At 29.5% G+C, this 24,790-nt stretch carries 14 protein-coding genes, 2 tRNA genes and 3 rRNA genes; all 19 read left to right on the forward strand.

Annotation, left to right across the window (positions count from 1 at the left end; translation table 11 throughout):
* Positions 1-39 precede the first annotated feature (39 nt).
* The 19 genes from ACZ5EC_RS10980 to lon all read left to right on the forward strand — a co-directional run bounded on the left by ACZ5EC_RS10980 (position 40) and on the right by lon (position 24,737).
* Positions 40-1,470, forward strand: coding sequence for a sigma-54-dependent transcriptional regulator (locus tag ACZ5EC_RS10980; protein ID WP_464302528.1), 1,431 nt, complete (start codon positions 40-42; stop codon positions 1,468-1,470).
* Positions 1,471-1,982: 512 nt separating this feature from the next.
* A complete protein-coding gene (locus tag ACZ5EC_RS10985) occupies positions 1,983-3,263 on the forward strand; it encodes an ABC transporter substrate-binding protein (protein ID WP_464302529.1) in 1,281 nt (426 codons plus the stop codon).
* Between the two features lie 154 nt (positions 3,264-3,417).
* Entirely contained in the window at positions 3,418-4,311 is an 894-nt protein-coding gene (locus ACZ5EC_RS10990; RefSeq protein WP_464302530.1) for a carbohydrate ABC transporter permease, read from the forward strand.
* 37 nt (positions 4,312-4,348) lie between these two features.
* Positions 4,349-5,203 (forward strand): carbohydrate ABC transporter permease, encoded by an 855-nt coding sequence (locus ACZ5EC_RS10995; protein ID WP_464302531.1) that lies wholly within the window; start codon positions 4,349-4,351, stop codon positions 5,201-5,203.
* A 169-nt stretch (positions 5,204-5,372) separates the two neighbouring features.
* On the forward strand, positions 5,373-6,491 hold the full coding sequence (locus ACZ5EC_RS11000) for an ABC transporter ATP-binding protein (RefSeq protein ID WP_464302532.1): 1,119 nt from the start codon (positions 5,373-5,375) through the stop codon (positions 6,489-6,491).
* A gap of 358 nt (positions 6,492-6,849) precedes the next feature.
* Positions 6,850-8,383: ribosomal RNA gene (locus ACZ5EC_RS11005) — 16S ribosomal RNA — on the forward strand.
* Positions 8,384-8,444: 61 nt separating this feature from the next.
* A tRNA-Ile gene (locus ACZ5EC_RS11010) sits at positions 8,445-8,518 on the forward strand.
* 13 nt (positions 8,519-8,531) lie between these two features.
* A tRNA-Ala gene (locus ACZ5EC_RS11015) sits at positions 8,532-8,604 on the forward strand.
* A gap of 68 nt (positions 8,605-8,672) precedes the next feature.
* A 23S ribosomal RNA gene (locus ACZ5EC_RS11020) occupies positions 8,673-11,667 on the forward strand.
* Positions 11,668-11,729: 62 nt separating this feature from the next.
* Positions 11,730-11,846: ribosomal RNA gene (rrf, locus tag ACZ5EC_RS11025) — 5S ribosomal RNA — on the forward strand.
* The 16S, 23S and 5S rRNA genes sit together here with 2 tRNA genes alongside, the layout of an rRNA operon.
* Positions 11,847-12,675: 829 nt before the next feature.
* On the forward strand, positions 12,676-13,083 hold the full coding sequence (locus ACZ5EC_RS11030; RefSeq protein WP_464302533.1) for a bacteriohemerythrin: 408 nt from the start codon (positions 12,676-12,678) through the stop codon (positions 13,081-13,083).
* Positions 13,084-13,211: 128 nt separating this feature from the next.
* Positions 13,212-15,071: an ATP-binding protein gene (locus ACZ5EC_RS11035; RefSeq protein WP_464302534.1), complete on the forward strand. Its 1,860-nt coding sequence runs from the start codon at positions 13,212-13,214 to the stop codon at positions 15,069-15,071.
* A 64-nt stretch (positions 15,072-15,135) separates the two neighbouring features.
* Entirely contained in the window at positions 15,136-15,525 is a 390-nt protein-coding gene (locus ACZ5EC_RS11040) for a response regulator (protein WP_464302535.1), read from the forward strand.
* 1 nt (position 15,526) lies between these two features.
* Complete coding sequence (locus ACZ5EC_RS11045) at positions 15,527-15,991, forward strand: chemotaxis protein CheX (RefSeq protein ID WP_464302536.1); 465 nt, start codon at positions 15,527-15,529, stop codon at positions 15,989-15,991.
* 139 nt (positions 15,992-16,130) lie between these two features.
* The gene (locus ACZ5EC_RS11050; protein ID WP_464302537.1) at positions 16,131-18,299 is read left to right on the forward strand and encodes a sensor histidine kinase; all 2,169 of its coding nucleotides are present in this window, start codon (positions 16,131-16,133) and stop codon (positions 18,297-18,299) included.
* 69 nt (positions 18,300-18,368) lie between these two features.
* Positions 18,369-19,862: a trigger factor gene (tig, locus tag ACZ5EC_RS11055; protein WP_464302538.1), complete on the forward strand. Its 1,494-nt coding sequence runs from the start codon at positions 18,369-18,371 to the stop codon at positions 19,860-19,862.
* Between the two features lie 272 nt (positions 19,863-20,134).
* Positions 20,135-20,764 carry an ATP-dependent Clp endopeptidase proteolytic subunit ClpP gene (clpP, locus tag ACZ5EC_RS11060; RefSeq protein ID WP_464302539.1) on the forward strand — a complete coding sequence of 210 codons (630 nt, stop codon included), beginning with the start codon at positions 20,135-20,137 and terminating at the stop codon, positions 20,762-20,764.
* 59 nt (positions 20,765-20,823) lie between these two features.
* Complete coding sequence (clpX, locus tag ACZ5EC_RS11065) at positions 20,824-22,074, forward strand: ATP-dependent Clp protease ATP-binding subunit ClpX (protein WP_464302540.1); 1,251 nt, start codon at positions 20,824-20,826, stop codon at positions 22,072-22,074.
* On the forward strand, positions 22,071-24,737 hold the full coding sequence (lon, locus tag ACZ5EC_RS11070; RefSeq protein ID WP_464302541.1) for an endopeptidase La: 2,667 nt from the start codon (positions 22,071-22,073) through the stop codon (positions 24,735-24,737). The genes clpX and lon overlap by 4 nt, the downstream gene beginning before the upstream one ends.
* Positions 24,738-24,790 lie beyond the last annotated feature (53 nt).

Below are 24,790 nucleotides of genomic sequence, written 5' to 3' on the forward strand. Positions count from 1 at the left end.
ATTTTTAAATTAAAAATTTATTAAAAAGGATAAACATAAATGGAGAATATTAATATTCTTATAGTAGATGATGAAATAGGAATTATCGATGGATTAGGGAAAATATTAAGTTTAAAAAATTACAACTATTATGGTGCAAAAAATATAGATGAGGCATACAAGATTTTAAAAAAAAATGAGATTGATTTGATTTTATTGGATCTAAAATTAGGGGCTGAAGATGGTCTTGATTTTTTAAGGAAAATAAAAAAAGAAGAGCCTTTTATTCCTGTAATCATAATAACTGGTTTTGGAAGTATAAATAGTGCTATTGAATCAATGAAAGCTGGTGCTACAAATTATATCACAAAGCCAATAGATAAAGAACTTTTATTTACTTTAATTGAAAAAGAGCTAGAAAATTCTCAAACATTTAAAGAAAATTATGGATTAAAAAACATTTTAAAAGAAAAATTAAGTAAAAATATAGTTGTAAGTAAATCAAAATCCATGGAAAAAGTAAGTTATATAATTGAAAAGGTTAAAGATAGTGATGCAACGGTTTTGATAACTGGAGCAAGTGGAACAGGAAAAGAGATTGTAGCAAGGACTATTCATTACTCAGGAATTAGAAAAGATAAACCCTTTATTAGTATAAATTGTGCAGCATTAAATGATAATTTGCTTGAAAGTGAACTTTTTGGGCATGAAAAAGGTGCATTTACAGGAGCTGTTGCAAGAAAATTAGGTAGATTTGAATTGGCTTCTACTGGAACTTTATTTCTTGATGAAGTAGGTGATATGAGTTTGAGGATGCAAGCTAAACTTTTAAGAGTATTGCAGGAAAAAACTTTTGAAAGGGTAGGAGGAGTAAAAAGTATTAAAACTAATGCCAGAATTATTGCTGCAACAAACAAAAATTTAAAACAATTGATTAAAAAAGGGTTATTTAGAGAAGATTTATATTATAGATTAAGCTTAATTAAGATCAAATTACCAGATTTAAAAGAAAGAAAAGAAGATATACCAGAATTTATAAAAATATTTATTGAGGAAGCTAATATAAAATACAATAGAAATGTAAAATCTCTTTCTGAAAAAGTTATTAACCAGCTTGTTTCTTATGATTGGCCCGGGAATATTAGACAATTAAAAAATGTGATAACAAATATTGTGATTTTAAGTAATAAGGAAATAATAGATGATATCAAATTTACATTTGAAAATGAAATATGGTTAAGGGATGGGAATACAAAAGAAGATGATGATATAATTGAACAAAAAAATCAAATACCAGATTTTTCTAAAATTACAGAAAAAGAGTTATCCTCAGGGTTAAAAGAATTAAGGAATAGATATATTGAAGAATTTGAAAAAGCAATCCTAAAAAAATCATTGAAAAAATATAATTACAATCTTTCAAAAGTTTCAAAAATTTTAAAAATTACTCGCAAAACACTTTATGAAAAAATTGAAAGATATAACCTTTGAAAATTAAAAAAATCAAATTAGTTATAGAACTTGTTATAATATCATATTTAATAAATTTTAAAATTTACATGCTATAAACAAAAGTGTGTAAAAGAGAGAATAAGTTTGCTTAAAGCAAGTAAATAAAAAAAAATTAATAATAATAAAATTTAATTAATAATAATATAGTATTTTATAATATAGTATTTATTAAATTGAAAAGTTATATTTAATAAATACTATATTTAGTTGTGTTTACTATACTAAACAATCAATGTGTTTATTAAACTAAACAAATTGGTATATCTTTTGTTATACCTATAAACATATTCAATTTTGATATTGATATTGATAAATAAAATTAAAAATTTAAGATATCCATTATTTTAACTTTTTTATTTCAAAAGCTTTGTTTTTATCTATTCTATTAATTTAATTTTGTTAAAGATTTCATTTTTTATGTGAAAAATTATAGATGTGGCATTAATTTTGCAAATAAAATGTTAAATTTTGCAAAAAATCAGGAGGGAGCTATGAGATTTAAAGCTAAATCTATTCTTTCTATTCTTCTTGTTATTTTACTTGTTTTTACTCTTATTTTATTAACATCCGGTAAACAGGGAGAACAGAAGAAAGAAAACAAACTGGAAATTTTTAGCTGGTGGACAGCTGGTGGAGAAGCTGATGGTTTAAATGCTATGTTTGCATTGTATCATCAGAAATATCCAGATGTAGAAATTGTTAATGCAACAGTTGCAGGTGGAGCAGGTAGCAATGCAAAAGCTGTTCTTGCAACAAGAATGCAGGGTGGTAATCCACCAGATTCTTTTCAGGTACATGCTGGACATGAATTAATTGATACCTGGGTAGTTGCTGGGAAAATGGAACCAATTACTTTTATCTTTAAAGATAATGATTTCTTAAAAGCCTATCCTAAAGGAGTTATTGATATCATATCTTATAAAGGTGAAATTTATAGTGTTCCAGTTAATATTCACAGATCAAATGTTTTATGGTATAACAAAGCAATATTTGAAAAATATAACTTAACACCACCTAAAACAATGGATGAATTTTTTAAAGATGCTGAAACTTTAAAAGCAAATGGAATTACTCCTTTGGCTTTAGGAGATAATGGTATCTGGGCAGCAACACACTTATTTGAAAGTGTTTTGTTAGCTTCAATGGGAGCTGAAAAATACAAAGGTTTATGGAATGGTGAAACTGATTGGAATGGACCAGAAGTAAAATTAGCTTTAGAAACATTTGCTAAAATGATGCAATATGTTAATTCAGACCATGCAGCATTAAGCTGGGATCAAGCTGCTCAATATGTTGCAGATGGAAAATGTGCAATGACAATTATGGGAGATTGGACTGAAGGTTATTTTAAATCAAAAGGGTTAACGCCAAATAAAGAATTTGGATGGGTTCCAACACCTGGCACTGCTGGTACATTTATAATGTTATCAGACTCTTTTGGATTACCTAAAGGAGCTCCACATAGAGAAAATGCAATAAGATGGTTAACTTTGTGTGCTTCAAAAGAAGGTCAGGATGCATTTAATCCTAAAAAAGGTTCTATCCCAAGTAGAATGGATGGAGATAGAAGTTTGTATGATATCTATTTACAATCAGCTATGGATGATTTCAAATCAAATACAATAGTTCCAAGTTTTATGCATGGAGCTGCAGCTTCTGAAGGTTGGGTAACAGATTTTAATGATGTTATGACTATTTTTGTTTCTGATTTAAATGTAGCAAAAGCTCAAAGTGCAATGGCAGAAATTGCTAAAAAATATACATCAAAATAGTTAAAGCGGGGTAGCATTTAAATATTTTCTTGAAGTACTTATGGCAGCTACTTTATATGTGGCTGCCATTAATTTTATTAAAAATTTAAATTTAAAATTAAGTTTATATTTTTAGTAAAATTAGAATATAAAAATTTAAAAAATGGAGAAAAAGATGGTACAATCTAAAAAGGATAAATTTCTTGCTTTTTTAATCATTTTGCCTTCAGCTATTGCCATATTAATTTTTGTCTATTTTTTTATTTTGTGGTCTTTTAGAACATCAGTTTCTGCCTGGGATGGGATAATGCCAAATTTCAAGTTTGTAGGTCTTAAAAATTATATTGAAGTGTTTTCAACTGAAAGATTTAAAATTGATCTATTTAATACCTTTTATTTTACAATTTTTTTTCTGGTAATTACAATAACAGGTGGAGTTATTTTAGCTTTATTAATTGATACAAAAATAAAAGGTGAAGGTGTTTTTAGAACAATATTTATGTTTCCATTAGCACTTTCTTTTATAGTAACAGGAATTGTCTGGAGATGGATATATAATCCAACAATTGGAATAAACACATTGTTGCATGCAATAGGATTAAAGGGGTTTAATTTTGGCTGGTATACCGATACCACAAAGTATGCAGGGTTTCATGTTGCTTTGATTCCGGTATTTTTAGCTGCATCATGGCAATTGATGGGCTATACAATGGCTATGTATTTAGCTGGATTAAGAGGAATTCCAGAAGAAATTAAAGAAGCTGCATATGTTGATGGAGCATCATATTTTGCAACTTTAAAACACATTGTTCTACCTTTGCTTAAACCTATAACTTTATCTGCAATGATAATTTTAGGACATATTTCTTTGAAAATATTTGATCTTGTTTATGCAATGACTGGGAAAGGACCTGCGTTTTCAACAGATGTTCCAGGAATTTATATGTTTGAAACAACATTTCGAGGAAACCATTATGCTAAAGGAGCTGTAATAGCTATTGTAATGTTAATGTTTGTAGCAATTGTTATTATACCTTATTTATTTTACAGTTTTAAAAAAGAAAAATAATTTAGAGAGAAAAATAATTTAAAGATTGGAGAAAAATATGTCTGATATTGTAATTAATCAAAAAGCCAGAACTAATAAAATTATCTCTAAAATAGTTATTTATTTATTTCTTATTTTATTTACTATATATTTTTTAACTCCTGTTTATGTTATGCTTGCAACAGGGTTGAAAAATTTTTCAGAAGTTAATATAAGCGATATGTGGTCGTTACCTAAAAAAATTTCTTTATCTGCATTTTTTAAAGCATTAAGTAAATTAGCTCCTAATTTAAAAAATAGTTTTATATTAACAATTCCAGCTACATTAATTTCAGCATTAATTGGTTCAATAAATGGTTATATTTTTTCAAAATGGAAGTTTAAATATTCAGATCTTATTTTTGTTTTTATTTTGTTTGGTATGTTTATTCCATATCAAAGTGTATTAATTCCTCTTGTTCAGTTTCTTAATAAAATTGGTTTATATGGTAAGCTAAGTGGATTAATTTTAGCTCATGTTGTGTACGGAATACCAATTTGTACTTTAATTTTTAAGAATTATTATAGTGAAATTCCTGATTCTTTGCTGGAAGCTGGATTTATTGATGGATTGGGACTATTCAAAATCTATAGGTATATAGTATTTCCATTATCTTTGCCAGCTTTTGTTGTTGTAATTATTTGGCAGTTTACAAATATATGGAATGAATTTTTATTTGCAGTTGTAATTACACAGGACCCAAAAGTTCAACCAGTTACAGTTGCTTTACAGAACTTAGCAGGAAGTCAGATAGTTGAATGGAATGTACAAATGGCTGGTGCTTTGTTAGCTGCATTACCAACATTAATAGTTTATATTTTATTGGGAAAATATTTTGTGAAAGGGTTATTAGCTGGATCTGTTAAAGGGTAATATTTGTGAAATGATTTCTTTAACAAACTGTTCATAAGGTTATTAAAAACTTTTTATAAAAGTAATTTTTGTATTTGAAATTTTATAATTGTTCTACTTGATAAAAGTAAATTTTAAAATTGATAAAATGAAACAAATGAAAATTTGAAAATTAAAAAAGGAGGTTTCAGTGGCTGATGTTATTCTAAAAAATATCAACAAGATTTATCCTAATGGATTTCATGCAATTTATAATGCAAATATAAATATAAAAGATAAAGAGTTTATCGTTTTAGTAGGTCCCTCAGGTTGTGGTAAAACAACTACATTAAGGATGATTGCAGGCCTTGAAAGTATAACTTCAGGAGAGTTATATATTGGTGACAGTCTTGTTAATGACATTATGGCTAAAGATAGAGATATTGCAATGGTATTCCAGAATTATGCACTTTATCCCCATATGAATGTATTTGATAATATGGCTTTTGGTTTAAAGATGAAGAAAATTTCAAAATCTGAAATTATTAAAAGGGTGAATGAAGCAGCAAAAATTTTGCATATTGAGGATTTACTTGATAGAAAACCAAAACAATTATCTGGTGGTCAAAGGCAAAGAGTAGCATTGGGTAGAGCAATTGTAAGAAATCCAAAAGTTTTTCTATTTGATGAACCTCTTTCAAATCTTGATGCAAAATTAAGAGTATCAATGAGAGCAGAATTAGAAAGACTTCATCATCAATTAGATGCAACTATGATATATGTTACTCATGATCAAATTGAAGCAATGACAATGGGGGATAGAATAGTTGTAATGAATAAAGGGTATATTCAACAAATTGATACCCCAATTAATTTATATAATAAACCTAAAAATAAATTTGTAGCTGGATTTATAGGATCACCTCCAATGAATTTTATTGATGGTAAAATTATTAAAGTTAATGATGAATTAGTTTTTAGTACTTCGGGAATAGAAATAAGTTTGAATAATGAACAGAAGTCTAAATTAATTAATTATCTTGATAAGGAAGTAATATTAGGAATTAGGCCTGAATATATAAGTATAAAAAGAGATAATAATAAAGGGATTAAAGGAGAAATTGATATTATTGAACATTTAGGGATTCAATTAGTTGTTTATATAAAAATAAATGAAAAAAATACTTTGACCATAATAACTGGACCTGATGAGAAGTTTACTATGAATGAGCAAATTTATTTAGATTTTAGGCAGGATAAGATGCTGTTTTTTGAAAAAAAAATAACTTTAACAGAAAATAAAGGAGAAGAACAAAAATTAATAGTATAATTTAAAATTACTCTTTATTTTAAAAAACTAGTTGCTTTTGTATTTAAAATAAAAGTTTGAAATAAAAAATTTTATTATATTAAAAGATTAATTTGGATATCTTTATTAGGGATTCTTTTTGTTTTATTAGTTTTATTTTTTAGTTAATTATTATATTTCAAATTATTAAAACTCATAAATTTTTCTAATAAAAAAAAATTACTAAATATATTGACAAAAAAATGTAATTATATATATTCCTTTTCACACGGGTAGAGATAAGAGGGTCTTTGAAATTAACATATATAAGAGCGTTTTGCAGGCTTAGGATCAATTTTTATTGAGTTTTAAATTAACAAACGATCAAACGAGATAGAAGTGAATGGAGGGTTTGATCCTGGCTCAGAGTGAACGTTGGCAGTGCGTTTTAAGCATGCAAGTTGTACGGCAGCAGTAGATATATCTTTCGGGGTATATCTAGCTGGCGAGTAGCGGACTGGTGAGTAACGCGTAAGGACCTACCCTGAGGAGGGGGATAGCCTGTGGAAACACAGGGTAATACTCCATAATCTCGAGAGAGGAAAGCCATTTATGGTGCCTTAGGATGGACTTGCGTCCTATCAGCTAGTTGGTGAGGTAAAGGCTCACCAAGGCTAAGACGGGTAGCCGGCCTGAGAGGGTGATCGGCCACACTGGGACTGAGATACGGCCCAGACTCCTACGGGAGGCAGCAGCTAAGAATCTTCCGCAATGGGGGAGACCCTGACGGAGCGACACTGCGTACGGGATGAAGGCCCTATGGGTTGTAAACCGTTTTTGCCAGGGGCGAATAATCTTTAAGAGATGACGGTACCTGGCGAATAAGTCCCGGCTAACTACGTGCCAGCAGCCGCGGTAATACGTAGGGGGCGAACGTTACTCGGAATCACTGGGCGTAAAGGGCCTGTAGGCGGCTTTACAAGTCAGCTGTAAAAGACTGATGCTCAACGTCAGAGTTGCGGCTGATACTGTAGAGCTAGAGTACGGGAGGGGGTGATGGAATTCCCGGTGTAGGGGTGAAATCTGTAGATATCGGGAAGAATACCGACGGCGAAGGCAATCACCTGGCCTGATACTGACGCTGAGAGGCGAAAGCTAGGGGAGCGAACGGGATTAGATACCCCGGTAGTCCTAGCTGTAAACGATGTATGCTAGTCATAGGGACCCGAGAGGTTTTTGTGACGCAGCCAACGCGTTAAGCATACCGCCTGGGGAGTATGCCCGCAAGGGTGAAACTCAAAGGAATTGACGGGGGCCGGCACAAGCGGTGGAGCATGTGGTTTAATTCGATGATACGCGAAGAACCTTACCAGGGCTTGACATGTGCCTTACAGTTAGGAGAAATCCTAATGCCTTTCGGGGGTGGCACACAGGTGCTGCATGGCTGTCGTCAGCTCGTGTCGTGAGATGTTGGGTTAAGTCCCGCAACGAGCGCAACCCTTATTCTTAGTTGCCATCAGGTTAAGCTGGGCACTCTAAGGAGACTGCCGGTGACAAACCGGAGGAAGGTGGGGATGACGTCAAGTCATCATGGCCCTTATGTCCTGGGCTACACACGTGCTACAATGGGCGTTACAGAGGGTAGCGAAGCCGCGAGGTGTAGCGAATCTCAGAAAGGCGTCCTTAAGTTCGGATTGCAGTCTGCAACTCGACTGCATGAAGGTGGAATCGCTAGTAATCGCAGATCAGCAATGCTGCGGTGAATACGTTCCCCGGCCTTGTACACACCGCCCGTCACACCACCCGAATTGGTTTTACCCGAAGATGCTGGAGCCAACCAGTAATGGAGGCAGGTGTCTAAGGTAGGGCCAGTGAGGGGGGTGAAGTCGTAACAAGGTAGCCGTACCGGAAGGTGCGGCTGGATCACCTCCTTTCTTTAAGGAGAAAAGCAAAGTGGCCTGTAAAATGCTCTTATATATGTTTAATTTATGAATTGGGCTTATAGCTCAGCTGGTTAGAGCGCACGCCTGATAAGCGTGAGGTCGGTGGTTCAAGTCCACCTAAGCCCAATTTGTAGTAAATGGGGGTATAGCTCAGTTGGGAGAGCACCTGGTTTGCACCCAGGAGGTCAGGGGTTCGAATCCCCTTGCCTCCATTTATATGTTCTTTTAAATTAGTATATATAGTTAAGAGTGTATGAGAAGGTAAGGAAGTAGGAGGAAGGGGCAAGGGAATAAGGGTCAATAGTGGATGCCTAGGGGCCAGAAGCGAAGAAGGACGTGGCAAGCTGCGAAAAGCCTCGGTTAGCTGCAAGCGAGCTATGATCCGGGGATATCCGAATGGGGCAACCCACCGTATGCTGAAAAGGCGTATGGTATCTTGCGTAAGCGAGAGGCGATACCGGGTGAATTGAAACATCTAAGTAACCCGAGGAGAAGAAATCGAAAAGAGATTCCCTAAGTAGTGGTGAGCGAAAGGGGAGCAGCCCAAACCCATATCATGTTAAAGGCCTGTACCGTTGTGATATGGGGGTTGTAGCATTTATCCATCTGGGATTACAGGATTCCGGGTAATATTTATCATATATAGGGGAATTAGCTGGGAAGCTAAACCGAAGGGGGTGAAAGTCCCGTACCCGAAATATATGGTAGATATTATGGGGTAGATGCTGAGTACCACGGAGCACGTGGAATTCTGTGGGAAGCAGGGTGGACCACCATCCAAGGCTAAATATAAACTGGCCACCGATAGTGGAGCAGTACCGTGAGGGAAAGGTGAAAAGCACCCCGTGAGGGTAGTGAAATAGAACCTGAAACTATTGACCTACAAGCTGTAGGAGCCTAAATTTATTTAGGTGACTGCGTGCCTTTTGCATAATGAGCCGGTGAGTTACTCTATTGTGCGAGGTTAAGGGGTAGTAGCCCTGAAGCCGAAGGGAAACCGAGTCTTAATAGGGCGTTAAGTACGATGGAGTAGACCCGAAGCCAGGTGATCTATCCATGGCCAGGATGAAGGTGAGGTAGAACTCACTGGAGGTCCGAACCGGTTACGGTTAAAAACGTATCGGATGAGCTGTGGATAGGGGTGAAAGGCCAAACAAACCTGGCGATAGCTGGTTCTCCCCGAAATGCTTTTAGGAGCAGCCTTATGGAGCTATATAGGTTGTAGAGCGCTGAATGGGCTAGGGCGGAGAGATCTGTACCAAACCCAACCAAACTTCGAATGCCTATACAGTATTTCATAGGAGTGAGACTGCGGGGGATAAGCTTCGTGGTCGAGAGGGAAAGAGCCCAGACCGTTGTCTAAGGTCTCGAATTATTGGCTAAGTGGGAAAGGATGTATTATTGCCAAGACAGCCAGGAGGTTGGCTTAGAGGCAGCAATCCTTGAAAGAGTGCGTAATAGCTCACTGGTCGAGCAATGATGCGCCGAAGATGTAACGGGTCTTAAGCCAATAACCGAAGGCACGGCAGTATAGTATCTGGATATACTATACTGGGTAGGGGAGCATTCGGGAAGCCGAAGAAGGTAAGTTGTAAAGCTTACTGGAGGCAACTGAAGAGAGGATGCCGGCATGAGTAGCGATAAAGCGGATGAGAAATCTGCTCGCTGTAAGCCTAAGGTTTCCTGGGTAAAGCAAATCTTCCCAGGGTTAGTCGGTTCCTAAGGTGAGGCCGAAAGGCGTAGCTGATGGGCAACTGGTTAATATTCCAGTACTGTTTAATAAGCGTTTGACTGAAGTGGTGACGCAGGGGGTGAATCCTGGCGTACTGATGGTTGTACGTTCAACCCTGTAGGGGAAGTGAGAGGCAAATCCTTTCACATTAAGTACCTGATGGGGGACGAAGACCAGGTGTTACGGCATCTGGGATTAGGAAGAGCCTGACTGCCGAGAAATAGCTGCTAAAGGAGCTTATTAAGCAACCGTACCGCAAACCGACACAGGTAGGCGAGGTGAGTATCCAAAGGCGCACGAGAGAATCCCTGTTAAGGAACTCGGCAAAATGCACCTGTAAGTTAGCGAGAAGGGTGGCCCTGAGTATGTGGAAGGGATTTACCTGGAAGCAGAAAGGGGTGGCAGAAGAGAGGCCCTGGCGACTGTTTACCAAAAACACAGGTCTCTGCTAAGTCGCAAGACGAAGTATAGGGACTGAGACCTGCCCGGTGCCGGAAGGTTAAGGGAGGGGGTTATTATCCATTATGGATAAGAAGCTCTTGACCGAAGCCCCGGTAAACGGCGGCTGTAACTATAACAGTCCTAAGGTAGCGAAATTCCTTGTCGGGTAAGTTCCGACCTGCATGAATGGTATAACGACTGGGGCGCTGTCTCAACAGGGAGCTCGGTGAAATTGGAGTATCGGTGAAAATACCGATTACCCGCGGTTAGACGGAAAGACCCCGTGAACCTTTACTGTAACCTGGCATTGGGATTTGGTATGGTATGTGTAGGATAGGTGGGAGGCAGAGAATCTGGGGCGCCAGTCTCGGAGGAGCCGTCCTTGAAATACCACCCTTATCATACTGGATCTCTAACGGAGGTAGTGGATATCTACGGACATTGTCAGGCGGGCAGTTTCACTGGGGTGGTGACCTCCCAAAGAGTAACGGAGGTGTACAAAGGTTCCCTCAGGCTGTATAGAAATCAGCTTTTAGAGTGCAAAGGCAAAAGGGAGCTTAACTGCGAGAGAGACGTTTCGAGCAGGTACGAAAGTAGGTCTTAGTGATCCGGTGGTTTTGAGTGGAAAAGCCATCGCTCAACGGATAAAAGGTACTCCGGGGATAACAGGCTGATACCGCCCAAGAGTTCACATCGACGGCGGTGTTTGGCACCTCGATGTCGGCTCAACTCATCCTGGGGCTGGAGCAGGTCCCAAGGGTTCGGCTGTTCGCCGATTAAAGAGTTACGTGAGCTGGGTTCAGAACGTCGTGAGACAGTTCGGTCCCTATCTGCCGTGGGCGTGGGATACTTGAGGGGATCTGATCCTAGTACGAGAGGACCGGATTGGACGCACCTCTGGTGCACCGGTTGTCGTGCCAACGGCATAGCCGGGTAGCTATGTGCGGAAGGGATAACCGCTGAAAGCATCTAAGCGGGAAGCCTACCCCAAGATTAGGTATCCCTGAAGGTTCCAGGTAGACTACCTGGTTGATAGGCTGGATGTGTAAGCATGGTAACATGTTTAGCAGACCAGTACTAATAAACCGTTTGACTTGCCCCTTTCTTCTACTATCCTATTTTATTGATACCACATCATACACTCTTAACTGTATATATTAAATGCCTGGTGACCATAGAGGAGTGGTAACACCTGATCCCATACCGAACTCAGAAGTTAAGCACTCCTTCGCCGATGATACTGCAGGGGAAACTCTGTGGAAAAGTAGGTCGTCGCCAGGCTTTTTTTTATCCTTTAATTTAAATATTTATTTGTTCAAATTTTTACATTCTGAACTGATTTATATACTTATTTTTTTTAATTCTAATAAATTTGTTAAATTTTTTTATATTAATGTATTTTTTTACTTTATAACTTTTTAAAGTTTATTTTGATTTTGTTCTTTTTGTTTTTATTATTAAGATAAAAAATATTTGGCTTTAATAATTCATTTTGTTTTTTTCTAAATATTTATATCCACATATTATGTCAATAATTATGCGTAAATTATTTAAAAATCTATAATTGTAAATAAATATAACTTCTATTTTATTGTTTTTTATTTTTTTATTATACATTTATTCTATTATATTAAAATTTTATTATTGTTTGTTATATATAATAATTGAGATAATATTGTAATTCTTAGACATTGTTAATAAATGATATTTATTTTATTTAAAAATAAATTGTAAATAGAATATTTTATATAAAGGTTAAGATAATGAAAAATATTTAATGTAAAATAAATATAAAAATGTTAAAATTACAAAAATAAAGAAAAGATAAAAATAAAATAATAAAAAATATTAATTTTGATTATTGACAATGTTGAAATTAAACCATATATTGTTATAAAATTAAAAGAAATTAGAAATATGTGACTATTTAAAAATAGTATTTTTAATATTAATTGTAAATTAACAATAGATTAGATAATTTGATAATGACAAATTAATTTAATTTTGTATTATATATAAAACAAATACATAAAATAGTAAAAAAAACAAAAAATCTATAAACGAAACTTTAATATAAACAATGTAATTAATAAATTTAAAAGGATTATATATGGCATTAATTGAATGGAAAGACGAATATAGTGTTAAAGTTGATATAGTAGATATTCAGCATAAAAGATTATTTGAAATATTAAATCAATTTTATGAAGACATTATTGCTATAAGGGGTCAGGATTCTATTAAAAAAGTTGTTAATGACCTTTCAGAATATGCTGTAATTCATTTTAAGACTGAAGAAGATATTATGAAAAAAATTGATTATCCTGAATATAAGATGCATAAAAAAGAACATGAAACTTTTGTTAATAAAGTTATAGAACTTCAAACAAAATTACAAAATGGTGCATTTGTATTGTCAATTGAAGTTTTAAATTTTTTAAAAGACTGGTTAATAAACCATATTCTAAAGGTTGATAAAATGTATACTGAGTATTTTAATAAACATGGGATAAAATAGATTAATATATTTACATAAATTAATATTATAAAAATATAATTTATAATTATAATTACATATAAATATAAATTTAAAAAGATTATAATGATATAAAAATAAATAAAAAGTATTTATAAAAGAGAGTTAAAATGAAAATTAAAAGCAGTTTAAAATTATTAATTTTTGGTTTTCTATTTGGAATGATTTTTCCAGTAATGGCTATTCTATACGATATTTATACTAAAAAAATTAATGGTATTAATGAGATATTTAATTTTTCTTCATATATTATTTTAATAATTATTCCATTTTTTATAGGTTTATTTTTTTATGTTTTTGGTAGATATAGAGAAAAAAATGAAATACTAGAAAAATTAAGAAATAAAAAAGAATATGAAATAAATTTGAAGTTAATTCTTGATAATTTAAATTCTGGAATATGTTTAATTGATAAACAGTTTAATATATTAAATGGTTATAATGTAAAATTTGAAGATATATTTGGTAAAGGTGATTATGAAGGGAAAAATATATTAGATACAATTTTTAAAGGTGTTAGTTATAAATTAAAAAAAGAAATAGAAGAGTTTTTAACTCTGGTATTTAATAATATAACAGCTAGTAATGAAATGATTAATGATATCTCACCTATAAAAAGGTTTGAATATGTTATTGCAAAAAATGATGGAAAAATAGAAATAAAGATTTTATCAATAAAGGTTGTAAGAATTTTTGATAAAGACAAAAATAAAGTTAATCAAGTATTGTTACTTTTTAATGATATAACATTAAATGAGAGACTCAAAAATGAAATAAAAATAAAGGAAGAAGAATTTAAAGAAAAATATGAAATTATAATTTCATTATTAAGTATAGATCAGGAAATTATTAAAAAGTTTATAAATAGTTTAGAAAATGTTATGCAATTTATTAAGGAAAAATTAAGATCAATCAAACAGGATCAAGTTAATTCAGAAATATTAAGTGAGGTTATAAAAAAGATTCATTCATTAAAAGGAGAATCATTTTCCCTTGGATTTAAAGGAATTTCAGAAGCATCAAAAGAATTAGAATTGTTTTTAAAAGAAATAAAAAACAAAACTATAGATTTAGATAAAACTTTAAATATTATTTCAATATTTGAAAAATTACAATATCAAAAAGATTTTTTGTATAAAAATATAAAAGATTTAGAATTAGCTGTAACTCAGTTATCTTCAAATTCAAAAAGAAAAGTTAATCAAAAGATTGAAAATCTTGAAAAATACTTTAAATCTGTAATAGAGAATACCAATATTATTGAAAATATCAAAGATATAGAAATCAAAAAGGAAAATGAAAATAAAAGCTCAATTTCTGAAGATAATAAAAATAATGATAATTCTAAAAATATTAATTATATAAATGATAATTATAGAGAAAAAACATCTGATTCACAAAATTTTTATGTAGAACTTCTTAAAAAAGAGTTAAATTTAATTTTGGATAAATCTAAAGAATTGTTAGGAAAAGATGTTGAATTGAAATTTAACTCTGAACTGGATAATTTACCTGAGATTATTTATGATCCTATAAAAGAAATTCTTTTACACTTAATAAGAAATTCTATTTCTCATGGAATTGAAACTGAAAATGAAAGAATTACTCTGGGTAAACCAGAAAAAGGAATTATAGAAATTAATATTAAGCGAAAAGATGGTAATAAAATTTTAATTGTATATTCTGATGATGGGTCTGGTATAGATTATGACAAAGTTCTTAAAAAAGCTATAGAATTAAAACTCATTAGTGAAGATGAAGCAAAAAAACTTAATAAAAATGGTATTATAAAATTTATTTTTTCTGAAGATTTTAGCACTTCTAATGAGAAAAATATGGTTGCAGGAACAGGTGTAGGAATGTCAGTAATTAAAGATAATGTGTTAAAAGAATTAGGTGGAAGCATAAGGGTTAAAAATATTTTTAAAAAAGGGTTGAAATTTGAAATTGAGATACCAATTAGAAATTAAAATTTGATTGTATAAAGTTTATTTTTAGTAGAATAGTTTTTTATATAAATGAAAGGTTAAGGATGTGAAAATATTAATTGTTGATGATTCTAAAATAATCAGGAAGATATTAATCAATATATTAAAAGAACGAGATATCAATGAAGATGATATAATTGAAGCGAAAGATGGAGCTGAAGCTTTAGAAATTATGTTTCAAAGACATGTTGGTATGGTCTTGCTTGATTGGAATATGCCTAAATTAAATGGAATCGAATTTTTAAAAACAATTAGAAAAATAGACAAGTATAAAAAAATACCAATTATAATGATAACTTCAGAGGCAGCTAAATATAATGTAATGGAAGCTATTCAAGCTGGTGTTAGTGAGTATATTATTAAACCAATAAATATGGCAAAAGTTCTTGAAAAAATTGATAAGTATTTAAAAATATTTAAAGAGGATGTTTTTTAAGATGAAAAATAAATATATTATTCCATTTGTAAATACAACAAAAGAAGTATTTAAAGAATTTTTAAATTTAGATGTAGTCTATTCTAATCCTGAATTATTTGAAAAAAATGAAAAAGATATTAAATGGGAAGTATCTGGTCTTATAGGTTTAGCTGGAGATGTTAAGGGAATACTTGCTATTGTTTTTGAAAAAGAACTTGTTTTAGAGTCTGCATCAAGATTATTGGAAAAAGAGATTAAGGATATAGATAATGATGTTATGGATGTTGTTGGTGAACTGGTTAATATTATTGCAGGTAATGCAAAAAAATTTCTTGATGAATACAAAATTTTTATCTCATTACCATCTGTAATTAAAGGAAAAATTCACTCATTTTTTCCATCATCTTCTCATGTAGCTACAATTAAAATTCCATTTAAATCAGAATTGGGAAATTTTAACTTATTAATTTATATTGAACAATAAAATATTAAAAAATCAACATGATATTAATGAAAAATAATTAATCAAAATATTGTATACTTTTAATCATAAAATAAGTTTTTCAATTTTTATAAAATAACTTTTTTTTGATAAATTATTTTTAAATATTATACTTTTATGTATGAAATTCAAATATAAAATTAACCTGATAATTATAATAGTTTTATTGTTTCAGGTAATTATTACAATTTCTTTTACAATTGTAAATTTTATTCAAGAAAAGGAAAAGAGTTTATATAAAGAATTAGACATTAAACTTATTCAACTTGATAATAAAATAAATAATCTCAAACATTATTCCTTTAATTACCTTATAAATACAGGTAACTTATTACAAAAGTTATTTAAAAAATATCCTTCAGATGATTCAATAATTAATATCTTAGAAAATAATCTTCCAGTATTTAACTATGACAAACTTTATATAGTAGATCAAAATCTTAAAGTTGTATATAAAAATGACAAATTAAAAGGTGGTATTAAAAATTTACCTATAAATATCTATAATTCGTATCATTACAAATTTCCTTCAACAAAATTTTATTATTTAAAATTAGGTGATAAGAAAAAAATAGTTATGATTTCTGGATACTGGATAAAATGGATTAAAGATAAAAAATATGGAATATTCATAATGATAGATTTTAACAATAATTTTGTAAAAAAAATTTCAGAAGAAATAAATAATGATATTTCAATATTTTGTAACAAAAAACTAGTAAGCAGTTCTACGCCTTATTTTGATATAAGTAAAAATAGAATAACAAACACAAAAAAAGTTTTAAAAATATTTGCAAATAGAAATAATAAAAATATTTTAATGGTTAATATTGAAAATGAAGATTATTATATATTAAAAAAAATCTTATCAACTGATTTTAATAATACAATTGAGGTTGGTGTATTAAAGTCATTAACTGATAGTAAAATTTATACCTTAAAGCTTATAAGATCAATATTAGCTGGTTTTATAATAACGCTTGTTTTTGTTTTTGTATTATCAACATTTTTAACATCATATTTTACAAAACCAATAATTAAATTAAATGAAGTTTTAAATAAATTCTTAAAAACAGGAAAACTTGAAAAATTTAAGACAACTACAGGAGATGAGATAGGTTTTTTTTCAAAATCGTTTTATAATCTTGCTCGCGATTTAATAAAGGATAGAGAAGTTATAAAAAATAGCCTTGATAAAATTACATTCTTAAATGAATACAATGAAATAATTTTAAGAAATATTCAATCTGGGATAATGGTTATAAATAATAAGTTAAGAATTGAATATTGTAATAATTATTTTTATGAACACTTAAATTTTAATAAAAAGAATATTTTAAATAAAAAGTTTATTGAATTTTTTAATGACAATTTTAAAGTCGGTTCAAAAAAAGTAAATTTAGGAAATTATTTTAAAAAAGATAAATTTATTTTAGAAAATGTAATACACAAAGTTGAATTAACTAAAACTTTAAAATTTTATATTAAATTTATAAAGATTCACAAAAATACAGATAATTGGAAATTTTTAGCTTTATTTGAGGATGTGACAAAAGCAGAAACATTATGGCAAAAGATGTTACAGGCAGAGAAAATAACTTCTTTAGGTGTTTTATCAGCAGGTGTTGCTCATGAAATTAATAACCCTTTGAGTATAATATTATCCCATGTTCAATATTTGAAAGAAGTTGAAAAGAAAAAAGAATTTTTAAATTCACTAAATTGGATAGAAAAAGAAACAAAAAGGATTGCATTAATTGTTTCAAAAATGTTAAATTTTGTATCAGAAACAAAGAGTAATATTGGTTATACTAATTTAAACAAAAAAATAATGGAAATAATTGATTTTTTTAATTTAAAGATTAAAAAGAAAAAAATTTCACTTTCTTTAGAATTGGATCAAAAAATAGATAAGTTAAAAAATGGCTTAAAAATTAGTCCGGACAATCTAAATCAAATAATATTTAATTTAATATTGAATTCAATAGCTGCAATTGATGAAAAAAAACAAGTTGAGAGTAATTTTAAAGGGGAAATAAAAATAAAAACATATATAAAAGGGGATTTCATTTTCTTAGAAGTTTATGATAATGGAATTGGAATTAATGAAAAAGATAAGAATTATATTTTCGATCCTTTTTTTACAACAAAAATTAATGGAACAGGACTTGGGCTTTCAGTAATTTATAATATGATTAAAAGTGTAGATGGAGATATATGGTTTGAATCAATTAGAGGGCAAAATACAACTTTTATTGTAAAATTACCTATATATGAGTCAAATAATTAATTTTATTTGATTTATTTTAATGATTTTGTTATTTTCTTTTTAGAGAAAAAATAAATTTAGGAAGGGAATATGGATATACAATTTGATTACAAAAAAGAGGATGTAAAAGGTACATTAAAAATTACTATTCCAGTAGAAAAATTAAAAGAAAAATATGATGAAGTTTACAAAAAATATGCACCAAAGATTAAATTGAAAGGGTTTAGACCAGGAAAAGCACCTAGAAGGTTAGTAGAATTACAGTATGGTGAAACTATTAAGTATGAAGCATTAAAAGAGATGATACAGGATACATATAAACAGTTTTTAGAAAAAGAAAAAATTAATCCTATTTCAGAGCCAGAAGTAGATGTTTCTGATAAGGATTTAAAATTTGATGAAGATCTTGTTTTAACTTTTACTTTTGATTTGCCACCTGAGGTTGAACTTACTGATATAGAATCTATCGAAGTAAAACAGGATCAATTTGAAGTTACTGATGAAGATGTTGCAAAAGAATTAGAAGCTTATCAACAACAACATGCAATGTTAGAAGAAAAAGATGGTATTGCAGAAGATAGTGATTATGTAACTATTGATTTTGTTGCAAAGGATGAAGAAGGAAATGAAATTTATAATTTTCAGGATAGATTTGTTATTATTGGGGAAGATTATTTAAAACTTGATATTGATAATGAATTAAAAGGTTTAAAAAAAGGTGATGAAAAAGAGTTTATTAAAGAATATCAAAAAGATTATAAAGATCCAAAACTAGCAGGTAAAAAGGTTAATTACAAAGTTTCTGTAAAAGAAGTAAAAACAAAAAAAATACCTGAACTAAATGATGATTTTGCAAAGGATTATTCAGAATTTCAAACATTAGATGAATGGAAACAGGAAATAAAAAAACAACTTGAAATTTATGGCGAACAATATATGAAAAAAGTTGTTCTTGATAGAGCTTTTGATAAAATTATTGCTGATTCTAAAATTTTAATTCCTGAGTCAATCATAAACTATTCCTCAAATAGATATTTAGATAATTATATGCAAAGTGCAAATATGAATGAACAACTTTTTGAGAAAATATTATCTGCATCTGGTAAAACTAAAGATGATTTTAAATTTTTAATTCTACCATCTGTTGAGAAAGATATTAAAAAGGAACTAATCCTTGATGAAGTAGTAAAAAAATATGAAATAAAAGTTTCAAATGAAGATTTTGATAAATTTATTAAAGAAGAAGCTGAGAAAGCTGGAAAGTCTGAAGAAGAAGTAAAAGCAATAGTTATGGATCCAAAAAATAAAAAATATTATGAAGATCATATTGCTTTCCAAAAAGCTAATGATTTTATTTTTGATAAAGTTAAAAAAACTAAAGGTAAAAAATATAAAATTTCAGATATAGATAAACTTGAAAAAGAGAAAGCTGAAGCTGAAGATAAAAGATTTAAAGAAAGAGAAGAACTTTTAAAAAAGCAAAAGGAAGAAAATTTAAAAGTAGATACAAATGACAAAGTTGAAGACAAAGTGGAAAATAAAAAAGAAAACAATGATATAAATGAAGAAAATAATGAACAATAAAATTGATAAATTTTAAAAATTTTTATGAAAACTAGAATTAAAAAATTAACTAAATGTAGATTTGTTAAAGTGGATATAGTTTATTAATTGAAAAAAGATTATTTAAAATAATTAGTAAAAATAAATTAGAAAAAATAAATTAGTAAAAATAAATTAGTAAGGATAAATTAGTAAAGATAAATTAGTAAAGATAAATTAGTAAAGATAATAAATAATTAATGAAAAAAAAATAATACAATATATAAAATCACAAATAAGATATTAAAGAGGTAATGATGGTAGATAAAAAGATTAAAAATTCATTGGTTCCTATGGTTGTTGAACAGACTTCCTTAGGTGAAAGAGCATATGATATTTTTTCAAGATTACTTAAAGATAGGATTGTTTTTCTTGATGATGAAATAAATGATGTTACAGCGAAACTGGTTATAGCACAATTATTATTTCTCGAATCAGAAGATCCTGATAAAGATATATATTTGTACATAAATTCACCAGGTGGGGTAATTACTTCTGGATTGGCTATTTATGATACCATGCAATATATAAAACCTGATGTATGTACGATTTGTATAGGACAAGCAGCTTCAATGGCAGCTGTTTTATTAGCAGCAGGAGCTAAAGGGAAAAGAACAGCTTTACCCCATTCAAGGGTTATGATTCATCAACCATGGGGTGGATTTCAGGGGAAAGCATCTGATATTGAAAGACATGCAAATGAAATAATGAAAATGAAGAAAACAATTATTGATATTTTAGCTAACCATACAGGAAAACCTGCTGATAAAATTTCAAAGGATATTGAGCTTGATTATTTTTTAAGTTCAAATGAAGCAAAAAAATATGGTATAATTGATAAAATAATTGAAAGAAAAGAACCTAAAACAAAAGAGAAAAAATAGAGACATTAATTGATAAAATATACTCAAACTTATTTTAACCAAAATCAAAAGGGAGTAAAATGACTCAAAAAAAAGAAACTATTAAGCATTGTTCATTTTGTGGTAAATCAAGTAACGAAGTTGAAGAAATATTTGTTGGAAAAAATGGCGCTGCAATTTGCAATGAGTGTGTCGATTTTTTATATAGCTTTATAATAACCGGTGAATCTGTTTCAAAAAAACAGTCTAAAATCAAATTATCAAAACCAAGTGAAATTAAAAAATATCTTGATCAATATGTAATTGGACAGGAAGTAGCAAAAAAGGTTTTATCTGTAGCAGTTTACAATCATTATAAAAGAATTATACATAATGAAAATAGTAAAAAGAATGATGTTGAAATTCAAAAATCAAATGTTTTATTTATTGGTCCAACAGGTAGTGGAAAAACATTGCTTGCTGAAACTCTGGCAAAATTTTTAAATGTTCCATTTGCAATAGCTGATGCAACAACATTAACAGAAGCTGGATATGTTGGGGAAGATGTTGAAAATATTCTTTTAAGATTAATTCAAAATGCGAATAATGATATTAAAAGGGCTGAAAAAGGGATTATTTACATTGATGAAATTGATAAGATATCCAGGAAAAGTGAAAATCCATCAATTACAAGAGATGTTTCAGGAGAAGGTGTTCAGCAAGCACTTCTTAAAATAATAGAAGGTACAATTGCTAATGTACCTCCTCAAGGTGGAAGAAAACATCCATATCAACAAATGCTGAAAATTGATACAAAAAACATACTTTTTATTTTAGGTGGTGCTTTTGTAGGACTTGATAGAATTATTGAACAGAGGATTAGAAAATCAGCTATAGGGTTTCAAGCTGATATTAAGTCAAAAAAAGAACACCAGTATATTTTGAAAAATGTATCTTCTGAAGATTTAGTTAAATATGGACTTATACCTGAACTTGTTGGTAGAATGCCAGTAATAACAGTCTTAGATGAGTTATCTGAAAAAGATCTTGTTAAAATCTTGAAAGAACCTAAAAATTCTGTTGTAAAACAATACAAAAGATTATTTGAGCTTGAAAATAAAGAGATAGTTTTTGAAGATGATGCTTTAGAAGCTGTTGCTAAAATTTCTGTTCAAAAAGGTTTAGGTGCAAGAGGTTTAAGGTCAATTATTGAATCTAAATTATTAGATGTAATGTTTGATATTCCTGACAATGATAATATTAAAAAAGTTATTGTTACTAAAGAGATGATTTTAAATGGAAAGTCTCCAATTATAGAATATAAACAAGATGTTATGGATAAGGGTGCATGAGTATAAAAGAAAATATATTAAATAAGCTGGGTAATAGAGGTAATGTTTTACCTGTTATTTTATCCACTCAGGTTATCCCTTTTTCAAAAAATAAATTTAGAATAAAATTATATGATAATTTTTCTAAATATTCACTAGCTATTTCTAAAAAAAAATATAAAAATGAAGTTTTTATTGCAATTCCTGATATTACAGTTGATGATATTCTTCACCTTAATTTTAATAAAAATTTTCCTAAGATTTTTAATATCCTTTTTAAAGCAAAAATTGTAGAAAAAGGGATAGAAAATGATTTTAAAGATAATGTAACTGAAGTTGAATTAATAATAGGACAGAGATATAAACTTAATAAAGTATTAAGTAAAAACAACCCTATATTGGTAGATGCAACTTATTTCCCTATAATAGAGGAAGATGTTAAAGAATCTGATTTAAGTATGATTGTCAATTCAATTCGTGATTATTTTGATATAACAAAAAAACATTTTAACAACATTCCTATTGAATTGCTATTCCCTAATACAAATGATCCTTTTGAAGTTATTGGTAAAGGGCTTAATATTGTTAGAGCACCTTTAACAGATAAATTTGAAATTCTTAATTTAGAATCAATTGCTTTACAGGTTAAAAAGTTTCAGGAATACCTTTTTTCTTATATTGAATCTATTAAAATTGAAAAACAAATAGAAACAGAGTTAAGAGATAAATTTGAAAAAGAAAGAAAACAGGCAATATTAAGGGAAAAACTAAATCTCATTGAAAAACAATTAGGAAACACTGATGATGAGTTGAGCTTTTATCTTAAAAAACTTGAAGGTAAGAATCCTCCAGAAGAAGTTATAAACAAAATTAAAGATGAAGTAAAACATCTTAAAAAAATGCCAAAATATATGCAGGAATCAGTTGTTATTAGAAATTATCTTGATTGGTTAACTTCTTTACCATGGGGAGTTTATAGTTCAAAAAAGGTTAGCATTACTCAAGCTGAAGAAATACTTGAAAAGAATCATTATGGATTAAAAGAGGTAAAAGAGAGAATTTTAGAATATATTGCTATAAAGAGTTTAAATAAAGATTTAAAAGGTCCAATTTTATGTTTAGTTGGTCCACCCGGTACTGGAAAAACTTCTTTAGGTATCTCAATTGCACAAAGTTTAAAAAGAGAATATGTAAGAATCTCTTTAGGTGGTGTAAAAGATGAATCAGAAATTAGAGGGCATAGAAGAACTTATGTTGGTGCAATGCCTGGTAAAATTATTTCTGCTATGAAAAGAGTTAAAGTAATGGATCCTGTTTTTATTCTTGATGAGATAGATAAAATGAGTAGTAGTTTTTCTGGAGATCCAGCATCAGCACTATTAGAAGTCCTTGATCCTCAACAGAATTCTAATTTTGTTGATCATTATATTAATTTACCTTTTGATCTTTCTAAAGTTTTATTTATCACAACAGCTAATTCTAAATGGAATATCCCTTTACCTTTATTGGACAGAATGGAAATAATTGAGTTAAATTCATATTCTATAAATGATAAGTTAAATATTGCAACAAAATATCTTATTCCTAAACAGATAAAGGAAAATGGACTTTCAAATTATAATATTTGTTTTACAAAACAGGCTATTGAACATATCATTTCTGAGTATACACTTGAACCAGGTGTCAGGGAACTTGAGAGGAAAATAGGAACAATACTTAGAAAAATAGCAGTTAATATTTTAAAAGATAAAGAAAAGAGTATAGAGACAAAAAATAAAGAATTAAAAGAAGATAAAAAAAAGAATTTAGAAGCAAAAGATAAAGAATTAAAAAAAGGTAAAGAAGAAAACAATTTAAAAGGAAATAATAATTTAAATAAAGATATTGATATAGATAAAATTAGTATAGATAAAAAAGTTAAAATATCTAAAAATGATGTTGAAAATTTTTTAGGTCCAGAACTTATTCCAAAAGATTACAAAAAATATGAAAATGATGTAGGTCTTGTAATGGGGCTTGCCTGGACATATTTTGGAGGTGATATTCTCCCAATTGAAGTTTTGTTACTTCCAGGAAATGGTCAGGTTATTTTAACAGGGCAGTTGGGTGATGTTATGAAAGAGTCTGTTAAAATAGCTTTGACTTTAGCAAGAAAATATTCGTCAAAATTTGATATACCTGAAAAATTTCATGAAAAACTTGATATACATATCCATTTTCCTGAGGGAGCTGTACCAAAAGATGGACCTTCTGCAGGTGTTACAATTTTAACTGCAGTAATTTCTGCTTTAACAAAAATATCGTGTAAAAAAGATCTTGCTATGACTGGTGAGATTACATTATCTGGAAAAGTACTAGCTGTAGGTGGATTAATTGAAAAATTAGCTGCTGCTTCAAGGGAAAGAATAACTAATGTTTTAATTCCAGCTTCAAATAAATCTATCTTAAAAAAGATTCCTAAAGATATATTGAAAACAATTAATGTTGATTTTGTTTCTTCTACTGATGAGCTTTTAGATAAAGCTTTTGAAAACTTACCATTAAAGAAAAAAAAGAAGACTAAAAGTAAAGCTAAAAAAGAGGATAAATCAAAAGCAAATAAGATAACTAAAAAGAAAAGTGATAATAAACAAAATAAGGGATCTAAAAATAATAGTAATATTAAACAAAATAAGGAAACTTAACATAATAATGATATAAATTCAAATAATTAAATTAAGATGATTATAGAAATAAA

The sequence above is a fragment of the Exilispira thermophila genome (assembly GCF_055389015.1).